This is a genomic window from Mycoplasma sp. 3398 (assembly GCF_053851555.1).
Map to the genome: position 1 here is coordinate 25650 of NZ_JBSQAW010000008.1, position 12705 is coordinate 38354.

The 12705-nt window shown below is 27.1% G+C and carries 9 protein-coding genes and 1 tRNA gene; 5 read left to right on the forward strand and 5 right to left on the reverse strand.

What is annotated here, in order from left to right; all coding sequences use genetic code 4:
- Window position 1 precedes the first annotated feature (1 nt).
- Both ACWXVK_RS02725 and ACWXVK_RS02730 read left to right on the forward strand, forming a co-directional pair.
- Window positions 2–1309 (forward strand): M20/M25/M40 family metallo-hydrolase, encoded by a 1308-nt coding sequence (locus tag ACWXVK_RS02725; protein ID WP_456017170.1) that lies wholly within the window; start codon window positions 2–4, stop codon window positions 1307–1309.
- Window positions 1309–2025, forward strand: coding sequence for a pseudouridine synthase (locus tag ACWXVK_RS02730; RefSeq protein WP_456017172.1), 717 nt, complete (start codon window positions 1309–1311; stop codon window positions 2023–2025). The genes ACWXVK_RS02725 and ACWXVK_RS02730 overlap by 1 nt, the downstream gene beginning before the upstream one ends.
- A 122-nt stretch (window positions 2026–2147) precedes the next feature.
- Here ACWXVK_RS02730 and ACWXVK_RS02735 read toward each other — a convergent pair whose 3' ends face one another.
- The 5 genes from ACWXVK_RS02735 to ACWXVK_RS02755 form a co-directional block, all read right to left on the reverse strand.
- On the reverse strand, window positions 2148–4043 hold the full coding sequence (locus ACWXVK_RS02735) for an ABC transporter ATP-binding protein (RefSeq protein WP_456017174.1): 1896 nt from the start codon (window positions 4041–4043) through the stop codon (window positions 2148–2150).
- Window positions 4036–5904: an ABC transporter ATP-binding protein gene (locus ACWXVK_RS02740; RefSeq protein WP_456017176.1), complete on the reverse strand. Its 1869-nt coding sequence runs from the start codon at window positions 5902–5904 to the stop codon at window positions 4036–4038. Before ACWXVK_RS02740 ends, ACWXVK_RS02735 begins: the two co-directional genes overlap by 8 nt.
- Before the next feature lie 150 nt (window positions 5905–6054).
- Window positions 6055–7233: an acetate/propionate family kinase gene (locus ACWXVK_RS02745; protein ID WP_456017178.1), complete on the reverse strand. Its 1179-nt coding sequence runs from the start codon at window positions 7231–7233 to the stop codon at window positions 6055–6057.
- 193 nt (window positions 7234–7426) lie between these two features.
- A complete protein-coding gene (locus ACWXVK_RS02750) occupies window positions 7427–8263 on the reverse strand; it encodes a hypothetical protein (RefSeq protein ID WP_456017180.1) in 837 nt (278 codons plus the stop codon).
- Between the two features lie 112 nt (window positions 8264–8375).
- A tRNA-Leu gene (locus tag ACWXVK_RS02755) sits at window positions 8376–8460 on the reverse strand.
- A gap of 125 nt (window positions 8461–8585) precedes the next feature.
- Between ACWXVK_RS02755 and ACWXVK_RS02760 the strand changes: the two genes are divergently transcribed.
- From ACWXVK_RS02760 to ACWXVK_RS02770, 3 genes are all read left to right on the forward strand, one after another.
- On the forward strand, window positions 8586–9098 hold the full coding sequence (locus ACWXVK_RS02760; RefSeq protein ID WP_438340637.1) for a dUTP diphosphatase: 513 nt from the start codon (window positions 8586–8588) through the stop codon (window positions 9096–9098).
- Between the two features lie 356 nt (window positions 9099–9454).
- Complete coding sequence (locus ACWXVK_RS02765) at window positions 9455–12136, forward strand: type I restriction-modification system subunit M (RefSeq protein WP_456017182.1); 2682 nt, start codon at window positions 9455–9457, stop codon at window positions 12134–12136.
- The coding region (locus ACWXVK_RS02770) for a restriction endonuclease subunit S (RefSeq protein ID WP_456017184.1) at window positions 12123–12705 on the forward strand (583 nt) is incomplete at its 3' end. The genes ACWXVK_RS02765 and ACWXVK_RS02770, both read left to right, overlap by 14 nt.

Below are 12705 nucleotides of genomic sequence, written 5' to 3' on the forward strand. Positions count from 1 at the left end.
AATGAAAAAATATATTCAATTTAAGCAAGAAAAAGAAGCGTTTGATAAAATGATCAAAAACATTGCAAGCTTATGCGAAATCCCTTCCATCAGTATAGAGCAAGAAGGAAAATACCCATTTGGTATAAACGCTGATAATGCTTTAAACTATGCCCTAAAATTAGCTGATTCTTTTGGCTTTGAAACATATAAAGATCCACACAATCGATATGGATATGCACAAATTGGTAATGGGGCAAAAATTCTAGGTATTTTAGCTCACTTAGATGTTGTTCCTGCTGGCGATGAAAAGCAATGAAAAACTAGCGCCTTTGTTCCAGTAATCACTGATAATGAAATAATTTGTAGAGGTAGTCTTGATGACAAGGGTCCTGCAATCATTAACATGTATGCAATGAAATATCTCAAAGACAATGATCTAGTCAATGATGAATGGTCTATTCGAATTATCTTTGGGATTTCCGAAGAGACAACTATGAAATCAATGAAATTTTATCTTGCAGACTTTGGCCATCCATATGTTTCATATACTCCTGACGGAGAATGGCCACTTATTTTTGCAGAAAAACTTATATATCAAGTTAGTTTTATTTTTAATAAAATTGATAATCTTGAAATAAATGCCGGAAATGTTGTAAATCAAATACCAGACAAAACTGAATATATATACAACGGAAAGCTACACAGTGTATTAGGGAAGGGTGGTCATGGTTCAACGCCAGAAAAAGGTGATAATGCTATTATCAAATCAATCCTAGAACTAAAAGAAAAACATCCCCAATTGTTAAGATATAATCTAATAAAATTTATTAGTGAAAATTTAGAAACTCGTGATTTTAGATTAAAAAATATTTTTCCAGACTATGATGATTTCTCGGGTAGCCTTAGTGCTAATCTTGGTATTATCAAAACAACCTCTGACAAACATATCATAACTTTTGATTTGCGAGTCCCGGCAACCCATTCTGTTGAAGAGGTTACAAATTCTATAAAAAAATACCTTTCATGCAATTTTTCGGATGTACATTTTGAAGTAGTTGGAACTAAAAATTCTATGTTTATGTCACCCGAGAGCAAATTAATAAAATTACTAATGCAAACATATAATGAAGCAATAAATACCAAAGAGCTACCATTAGCAATTGGTGGAGGGACCTACGCACGTATAGTTAATAATTGCGTAGCTTTTGGTTCAACAAAATATATGCATTTAATGCATGGACCAAACGAATGCTTCACATTCAAAGAAATAAAAAAATCGCTCGAAATTTACATTAATGCTCTAAATAGAATACAAGATGAAATATAATGAAAATAAGAATAGAAAAAATCATTTCTTGATATCTTAACATTTCAAGAAATGAATGCAAAAAAATAATAAAAGCTAAAAGGGTTCTAATAAATAATAAATCAATCCTTAAGCCAATTTGTGTTGATATTAATAATGATACAATTATGATTGATGGTAAGCTAGTTGAATATAAAGAAAAACAATATTTTGTTTTCAACAAACCATCAGGATACATAACGGCAAATTTTGATAAAAAAAGTAAAACAATTTTCGAAATTATTGACCTTGATCCCAATAAATTTTTTTCATATGGTAGACTTGACAAAGACACAGAGGGATTATTAATAATAAGTAATGATGGTTTTTTAGGCCATCAAATTATGAACTCAAAATTCGAAATACCTAAAACATATTATTTTCAGACTAATAAACCTTTTGATGACAAAATAAAAAATCACTATCCCAAACCAATTATCATTGCAAATAATTATCATGTAGAAAGATATGAGTTTATCTTTATAGACTCTAAATCTGCATATATAACTATTTATGAAGGTAAATTTCATCAAGTTAAGGAAATGCTAAATTTTTTTGGTTATAAAATAACCTACCTAAAAAGAGTATCAATAGGCACACTAAAATTAGATAATAATTTGAATTTGGGCGAAATCAGAGAAATACGTCAAGATGAAATTAGCAAAATTTTAGAGAATTTTAAAACTTTTAAAAAGTAAAATTAGGTTTTTTCAAAAGATATAACAAAGATTATTGCTTTAACAAAAAATCTGGATTTAAACCAGATTTTTTAATTTAGCTCCATGAAAAATGGCTTTATTAGTTAGCAAACAAATAGGTGCTAGTCTTCCCTGAATGATGAATTATACATTTTTTCATATAAACCTTTTTTAGCTAATAATTCCTTATGGGTACCCGATTCAACAATTTCGCCATTATTAACAACCAAAATTTTATCAGCGCTCAAAATAGTCGAAAGTCTATGAGCAATAATAAACGAAGTTTTTCCCTTCATTAATTTCATCATTGCTTTTTGAATTATTTTTTCGGTTCTCGTATCAATATTAGAAGTTGCCTCATCAAGAATTAAAATATTTCGATTAGCAATGATTGCTCGTGTTATAGCAATTAATTGTCTTTCACCTTGCGATAAATTGGCACCACCTTCTTCAATAATTTCTTCATATCCATTTCCTAATCGCATTATAAACTCATCTGCATGCGAAATTTTTGCAGCTTCCTTTATTTCATCATCAGTAGCATTTGGATTAGCATAACGAAGATTTTGCATAATTGTGGTTTTAAATAAAAATGTATCTTGCAAAACAATCGATATTTGTTGTCTTCAACTTTGTTCTTTAATATCGCGCGAATTATTTCCATCAATTTCAATGTTACCAGATAGCGGTAAATAAAACTTACTTAAAAGATTTATAATCGTAGTTTTACCAGCACCAGTAGGGCCAACAATAGCAAATACTTGGCCTTTTTTTGCCATAAATGAAGCATTTTTTAATTGAAGATTATTAACATCATTTGTATAGGAAAAATCAACATTCATAAATGAAACATTTCCCTTTGTATAATTAATTGACCTTAATTTGGTTTCATCAACAAGTGGTTTGAATGTAGCTAAATTCATTACTCTAACTGCTGAAACTAGCGCCATTTGAATAGACGAAAGATTCTCAAAAACACGAACAATACTATTAGCCATAACTCTTATGTATAAAACAAATGTAATAATAACCCCGGGCGTAAAATTAGAATTAGAGCCTGTGCCAATATTTGCAACCGTAAATGCAGAAGCAATTACAACGATAATTAATTGCAATATATTAATAACGGCATTGCCAAGAGGTCACATTAAACCAATATACAGATTAGCCTTAAGAGATGAACTATATAATTTATTATTTCTAATAATAAACTCGTCTTCAATTTGTTTAGTAAAATCAAGTGATCTAATTAAATGATGTGCAGCAAGGTTTTCTTCAGTGAACCCATTTAATGAAGCAACACGTGATTGTTGCTTTCTAAATTGTGGATTAGCCTTCTTTAAAACAATAAAAACAAAGCAAAGCATTAAAGGCATTAAAAATAAAGTAATAAGAGTTAAATAAGCAGAATAGTAAAACATAAATCCAAAGGATGAAATGATTGTTGTAAAAGTTATAATAATAGTATTAAGGCTTCCAGTCATACCATTATTTATATTATCAATATCACTAGTTAGTATAGACATTAATTCGCCAGTCTTAACTGAGTCAAAAAATGAAACAGGCATTTTCATAATTGCCTTATAAGCATCTTCTCGCATAATTAAACATGACAAAATTGAGGCTCTAACTGATAAAACATTTGAAATTAACGAAAAAATTTGCTGAAAAACAAATATTAATATAAGTAAAACAAAATGTCACACAAAGCTTGAAATATTAAAATTATCAACATATTCTGGTACTAAAGATTTTATTTCGCCAACAAGAAATGAAGCAGATAAAAAATTATCAATAAAATATCCTAAAAAGAAAGTACCGGTAGTTAAACATAAGGCCGAAAAAACTGAAAAGATAATTATCCAAAAAAGATTCCCTTTTCTATAATTCAAATACCAAATTAATCTTTTGAAAGCGTCTCTTTTTATTTTTCTTCTTTGCTTTTGAATATTCTTTTTTTGGGTTTTTGTTAAACTTTGTTGCTTATCATCCACCTTAAGAGGGTCAAAATTATACATCTAAACCTCCTAACTGCGTTTTTGCTATTTCTAGGTATAGCTTCGAAGTTTTTAATAACTCTTTATGCGTCCCGATATCGCTTATCAAACCATTTTCCATTACCAGTATTCGGTCAGCATCAATAATTGATGATATTTTTTGGGTAATAATAATAGTTACAATTTTTCTTGAAGAAAAATGCATATCAATATTATCCTTAACCATTTTCTCAGTTTTAGTATCAAGAGCAGATGTTGCATCATCTAATATTAAAATCTTTGGTTGCTTTAAAAGGCCTTGAGCTATTGAAATTCTCTGTTTTTGTCCTCCTGACAAATTTGATCCATTTTTAAGAACCTCATGCTCAAATCCATCATTGTATGCATTTATAAAATCATAAGCAAATGCTAATTTTGCAAAATATTCTAAATCTTCTTGTGTAGCTTTGTTATTTGCCATTAATAAATTAGACTTAATAGTTCCAGAAAGCAAAATTGGTTTTTGATAAACAAATGAAATATTTTTTCGCAAAGAAGTTGTATCAATTTCATTAATATCATTGCCATCAATGCTAATGGTTCCGTGGATAGTTTTAAATTCATGGCTAAGTAATCTAGCAAGCGTTGTCTTGCCTGATCCGGTCGGCCCTATTATTCCAATTTTTTCACCTGGATTTATTTTTAAATTAATATCTTTTATAACAAAATTTTCGGATTCTTCATGATACTTAAATGAAACATTTTTTAATTCAATTTCACCTTTAGTAATAACTTTATTAGATTTTATAAAATCTATATCTGCTTCTTTTTTTAAGATTTCAATAACTCTTTTTGATGAAACATTTCCACGAGAAATTAAAAAGACTGCAAATGAAGACATAACTACCCCAATAGTAATAAACATTACATAATTTATAAATGTTGTAGCATTAGATATCTTTGTTTTATATAAGGATAATACATCGCTAAAATCCTTAAAAACTTTCAAATCAGTTATCACACCATAAGAACCTTGGTTAATTCTTGATCTAATAATAAAGCCAGTGGCTAATAATATACATGAAGTCACAATATTTGCAAACAAATTAATAAATGAAAAAGTAATATGATAAATAATTCAAGATTTTTTAGCTACGTTCGACCAGTTTTTATTACTATTTTGAAACTTATCTAATTGAACATTTTCAAGATTATATGATTTAATAACTCTTACACCTAAAATACTTTCTCTTGCTTCATTATTAATTTCATCATATGCTTTTTGTTCCTTTGGAAATAATCTCATAGAAGACATTCCTGCTATTGCCATAATAACAAATAATGCAGGAACAAAAGCACCTAATGTAATTGAAAGATTCAGATCAGTTAGCAAAGCAAAAACTAACCCAAAAATTAAATTGCAAGGGCCGATAATGCTTAATCTTAAACCAGAGGAAATTCCAATTTGTATCCTAGATATATCGATAGTAAATCTTGTTAAAATTTTTGAATGACTAAAAAACTCAATATCTTTTTCCGAAAGAATTGTTAAATGCTGTCATAACGACTTTCGAATATGTTTTGCAGCACCTGTCGAAATATATGAAGCAAGCATAGACCCTAATAAGGTTACTATTGTTCCAATTAATAACACAAGAGCAAAATATGAGGTAAACCACTTTATAGAATAAGAGAGTGTTCCTTCAATTGTAAACAATCTAAGAATATTGATTTTAGAATAATCTAATATACTTGTTTGATCTTTATGCAATTGTAAAAATGAATTTTGTGCGATTAAATTGGATAAATTTCCAATGAAAATCGGCACAAATAAAAAGCAGATAACTTGAAGTAATGTTAGCAAAATGGTTATAATTGATAAAATTTTATACTTATGGTCCATGTATCTAAATAATCGAAGCAACATTAACTCCTTTAATTAAAATTTAATATCTTTATTAATTATATATTAATTAATCATGATTGCTTATTGTTTCAAAATCATTGCAATACCTAGAAAAAAAGTAGCTTTATAAGGCTACTTTAAATCAAACTATAAATTTATTGCTTCATTTGCAATGAATTGTTCTTCCTCGGCACGAATTACATAAATAGGAATAGCGCTTGATGCATCAGAAATAATCTTATAATCACTAAATTCTCGGCATTGATTCTTCTTATTATCTAGTGAAAGATTAACAATATTTATTTTATTTATAACTTCACTTCTTATATAGTCGTCATTTTCACCAACGCCTGCAGTAAATACTATAGCATCAACTTTTTCTGTAATTCTATTTAAATAGGTAATTAAATAATCGGCAATTCTTTGGGTATATAAATCAAGAGCAAATTGCGCATCTGAATTAGTTACCTTGGCCTTTTGAATATCCCTTAGATCAGATGAAATACCAGAAACGCCCAACATACCAGACTGCTCATTGAATAATTTAAATAGTTCTTCAACACTAATATCCTTGTGCTTTAGAATGAATGGAATAATTGATGGATCAAAATCTCCCGATCTAGTACCCATCATAATACCAGCGAGCGGTGTAAAACCCATACTCGTATCAATTGACTGACTATTTTGCACAGCGCATAAACTTGCACCATTTCCGATATGTAAACTAACTATGTTAACGTCTTTTTTATTTAAAATTTCTTGGCACTTTAAAGTAATATAATTATGATTTAATCCATGAAATCCATACTTTCTAATATTTAATTCCTTTGCTAAATCCTTATTTATAGGATACGAATACGAGATCCTAGGCATGGTTTGATGAAATGTAGTATCAAAATGCATTGACATTTTTGCAGAAGGTAATAAAGTTTTGAATGCTTCAATTGCTTCAATTGCGCCAGGGTTGTGAACTGGTGCCAAATCTATTGATTGCTTTAAAATTTCGATTTTCTCTTCATCGATAAGGGTTGTTTTTTGCAATTTTGGACCACCATTCACAATACGAAATGCTACTTTTTCAATATCATTAAAATCCTTTATGATATTGAATTCTTTTCACTGTTTTACCAATTGTTTGACAGCTTCTAAAAACGTAGGAAGAGGTATTTCAAAATCTTTATTAATTTCCTTATATTTCAATGTAAGAATACCTTGTCTCAACTTAATGCGTTGAGCAATTCCCTTAGCCTCAACAACCAATTTCTCATTAAACAATGTTCATTTAATAGAACTAGATCCTGCATTTATAACTAATATTTTTTTCATAAAATATACTCCTAAATATGTTTTTTAAATTATATTATAAAGACTAGATATAAAACTATATTATTTATAATTATTTAGCTCTAATTATTTTTTTAAAGATTTTAAGTATAGATTTCAGAAGCTTAAAAAAGTTTAACTAACCGAAAAGCTAGTTAAACTTTTTTTAATAACAATTTGTAAAATATATGATTATTTAATAATTTCTAACAATCGATGAATTTAAGAATTTATACCCAAAATTATTAAACGATAGCAGATAAAAATCATTAAAGGTTTGATAATTTTTGACTTGTTTTAAAATATAAAATTCATATATAGTTGTCGAAATAGCTAGCGAAAAAACATTAGAAATAATTATAATTAGCATTCTTGATATTGCTGATAATGGGATGTTTTTTTCTTCATGATGTCTATTATAAAAGATAATAACAGAAGCAATCAAAATACTCATTATAACCAATGGAATCAAAATATCAAACATAAGTATTCTCAAAATTGCAATCTTTTTTTGCTTTATAAAGTCAGGAGTCATAAATGAATGCATAGCAAAGTCTGTTTCTATTTCTTTTTCCAAATTCTTAAAATGAGGCGATTCATGTGAATATCCCAATATTTCAGCGGTAATCAAAATAATATCATTTTTAGTCAATTCTTGTTCTTTCTTGGAATACAAGGCAAGGGGAATTCTAGGGTCCTTTAAAAAAACAAATTTTGATTTATTAGCCATCGACTTTAGATAACAGTAATATGAATAATAATCCTTTATCTTAGCTCTTTTAATTAAATCAAGAAAAATAAAAGCTAGCAATATTGATAATATTCCCGAAATTAAACCAGCAATAATGCTAACAGTAATATCGTTAAATATTTTAAAAGTGCTATCACTTGAATATTTATTTTCAAATATGGTAACCATATAAATAATTAAGGCTCATACAATGATAATGACAGCAATGGTTAATATCGAATATCAACTTGAATGTAAATCAAGCCGTTTTAACTTTCTTAATTCTTGTTTTCTGTTATTCATTAAACCACCTTTGGTATTTTATTATTTATTAAGATAAATTATAATAAAAAAATACTTATATTTGTATTATAAGTATTCTGTATCTACATTTGTGAAAGGTAAATTATTTATATGGTGCTCCAGACTGGACTTGAACCAGCACGGCTCTTAACCGGTTGATTTTGAGTCAACTGCGTCTGCCATTCCGCCACTGGAGCATAAAAGCATTAATAATTATAAATTATATTTTTAAAATAATGTTAAAAATAAAAAATCATAATTATTTCTTTTTAATTTTAAAATGTAAAATTAACTAATTGATAAATAAAAAGTTTTTATTTTTATGATTGGGAATATAATAATTATTGCTATGGATTTAAAAGAAATTTTTATGTTGCAAATTGACCTGGATAAGGCTTTTTCTGAAACCATTTCAAAAAAGGATTTTCGTTTTTTTGATACAAAAATTGTTATTGCTCTATTAGTTGAATTGGGAGAATTTGCCAACGAAGTTAAGGCCTTCAAATATTGAAAAAAAAATAAAGTTATAGATCGCGAAAAGATGCTAGAGGAGTTTGCTGATGGAATTCATTTTATAACTAGTATTGCATATCCAAAAGGTATAAGTCCAATTATCAAACCCTACATTAAGCACAAAAATTTTACACTTCAATTGGCATATACATACAAACTTTTTACCGAACTTTTAAATACCAAAGACAAAAATAAGGTCTTAAAGGCATATGAGGCTTATTTAGGTTTAGGCTTATTGGTTGATATTCAAGAAGAGGATATTGTTAATTCATATCTTGCTAAAAATAAAAAGAATTATCAAAGAATCAAAAATAGATATTAATAAAGGAAAGTGACAATTAAAAAATATAGTTAGTTTTACATAACTAGCCATATTTTTTTTACAAAAAATACTCAAATTACATCACATTGTTAACCTAAATATAAATTTATAAAATGATTCTAACTTAATTAATTCATTTATTTTTGAATCACAAAAACAATATTTAAATATTCCTAAAATTTAGGCTAAATTATATTAAGCTAACTTAGACATGCAACAAAAAAGTTCTTTAACTTCTGTATTTAATTAATTAGTTAATTAGTATTAATCTTTTTTCAACCTTAGAGGAAGGCAAATTAACAAATAAGGCTATAATTTAATGTATAAATTTTATTCTTATTTTTAAGGAGCTGTATATGTCAAAAAATATTGAAAATAATCAAGACTTTATTAAAATGAGCAAGCAAAAGCTTGCTAATAAAATTTGGTCTGCTGCTAATGAACTAAGATCTCAATTAGATGTAACAGAATATGACAAAATTATTTTAGGTCTAATATTTTATAAATTCCTATCTTCGAAACAAACTGAAACACTAATAGATAAAAACGGTGATTATCAACTAGCTCAAAAAAGTGAAAAGAAAGACAACGATAATGAATCATGTTTATATATTGAGGACCTTACCAAAGGCAATAATCCTGACGAAATAGTTGACAGTTTAAAAAACAATTTAGGATACTATATACCATATGAATACTTATTTTCTTCATGGAATAAAAAGGAATTTCGCAACAAATTTGATAGAAACTATATTATTGAGTCTATCAATCATTTTAATAGTGAAATCGAAGTTATTAATGAACCTAATTCATTATACAAAAACATCTTTGATGAGTTTTATCTTTCAATTCAAAAGGTGAAAAATGAAGATAGTATCAAAAAGATAATTAGAATTATTGATGAAATTCCAATCAAAAAACAAGATTACGATGTTTTAGGTTTTATTTATCAATATTTAATTGGCGAATTTGCATCAACTGCTGGTAAAAAAGCTGGTGAGTTTTATACTCCACTTGAAGCCGGAATTTTAATGTCCGATATTATTTCATTTCATCTAAGCAAGTTTACATATAATAAAAATGATCTCATTAGAATTTATGACCCTACCGCCGGATCTGGTTCCTTATTAATTAGAGTTGCTGAAAAATTCCAAAAACATATGAATGAATTGCATCATGATATTAGAATTAAATATATTGCCCAAGAAATTCTACCAACTTCATTCAAAACATTAAGTATGAACTTAATTATGCATAATATTCCACCACAATTAATAAATATTAGAGAAGCTGACACGTTGGAAGATGACTGGCCAACAGAAAGTAATGGTGACAAAAAAGTCAAAGCTATTGTAGCTAACCCACCTTATTCACACCTTTGAAAACCCGAAAATAAGGTGAATGATCCAAGATTTCAATCTTATGGTATAGCGCCAAAATCAAAAGCAGATTATGCTTTCTTATTGCATAGTTTATATCACTTAGACAAAGACGGAATAATGGCAATCGTTTTACCTCATGGCGTTTTATTTAGAGGGGGGTCCGAATATGAAATCAGAAAATCTTTAATCAAGAAACAAAAAATTGATACTATTATTGGTCTTCCTAATAACATGTTTATGGGTACAGGTATTGCAACCATAATTATGATTCTTAAAGAAAATAAAGCAACCGACGATTTTATGTTTGTTGACGGATCTAAACTTTTTTCAAAAGATGGAAATAAAAATAAACTAGATAGATCACATATTATTAAAATATCCGATGTTGTTAATAACCGAATTGAAAAAGAAGGATTTTCAAGAATTGTCTCACTAAAAGAAATTGAAGATAATGATTATAATTTAAACATTTCAAGATATATTGATAATTATGATAAGGAAGAAATTCACGATTTATATTCAACTATGTATGGCGGTGTATCTGACCAAGAAATTTCAACTTTAGATTCGTTTTGAAATAAATTTATCGGTTTAAAGGAAAAACTTATTTCAAAAAGATCCGATGGGTATAATCTCTTAAATTTAAGAAATGAAGAATTAATAAATACAATAAAAAACGATAATTATGTAAAAGAATTTATTAACGAAAATAAGAATATCGCAATTTCAATTATTGAATTTATTAAAAATAATGTTCCATCATATCAAAGTATCAATGGTATTAATGTCTATAACTTTGAAAGCATTTTTGAAAAATTTATATTAAACATTAAGGATAATGCTTTTATTGAAAAATACGATATATATCAAATAGCAATAGAAAAATTTGAAATCATTAAGGAAGATATTGAAATAATTCAAAATTATCAAAATGATAATATTCCAATCTCTGAAATTATTCTTCAAGAAAAAAATGTCGAAAATAATAAAAACGGTAGTTTAGTTAATTGGGATGCTCGTTTAGTAAATAAAGAATCAATCATTAACAAGTTCTTTGCTACTAGCTTAAATAAAAATGAAAAACTTAAATATGACATTGAATTAATAGAAAGTGAAATCAAGGAAACCTTTGATTCAATCGATGAAGAAGACAAAGATTTATTAGTATTTAAAGAAAATGGTTTTGATAATAAAGAATTATCAAAACAAGTTGCTATCTTAAAGAAAGACGAAAATGCCTTAGATAATATCGAATTATCCAAAAAGCTTCTTCATGTTCATAATTTAAATAATGAACTTAAGAATTTAAAAGACGAGCTAAAATCAAATGAATTCGAACTATTACATGATTCTCTTGAAAAATATAATTCATTAGATGAAGATACATTTTATGATCTCTTGTTTTACAAATGAACTAATAATATTTGTGAAAATATTGTTGAACTCGTTGATAAAATAATTGACTCATTTATCAATAAAATAGAAATATTATTCAATAAATACCAAAACACATTAAATGAAATAAACGATGAAATTAGTAAAAAAGAATCAGAATTAATCGAACTCCTTGCAGATTTAAAAGCAGATGATTATGATCAAAAGGCTATTAATGAATTAATCGCAATTCTAGGCGGTAATAAAAATGAGCAAAAATAATATGGTTCCATCAATAAGATTTAAGGAATTTACTAACGCTTGAGAACAGGAAAGGTTGGGAGAAATAGTTGATTATTTTAATGGGTCTTCGAATGAAAAAGAACAAACGAATGAAGGAAAATTTGAAATAGTAAACTTAAACTCTATTTCGATATCTGGTGAATTAAAACCATCAGGAAAGTTTTTACACAATGCTTTTGAAACGTTAAAAAAAGATGATATAGTAATGATTTTAAGTGATATTGCATTAGGTAATTTGTTAGGTAAGTCTGCTGTAATACCAGTAGATAATAGATATGTTCTAAATCAAAGAGTTGCTTTATTAAGAAAAAATAATTCAAAATTTAATTCAAAATTTATTTCATTATTTTTGAATAAAAATCAAAGCTTACTTTTTAGAAAAGGAGCTGGATCATCACAATTAAATCTTTCAAAAAAAGAAGTTATTAATTTTTTAATTTTTTCAACAAGTAGAAATGAACAAGATAAAGTATCATTAATATTTAAAAACATAAACACCCTCATCACCCTTCATCAGCGTAAGTTAAATGCCTTAGAAAAGATCAAAA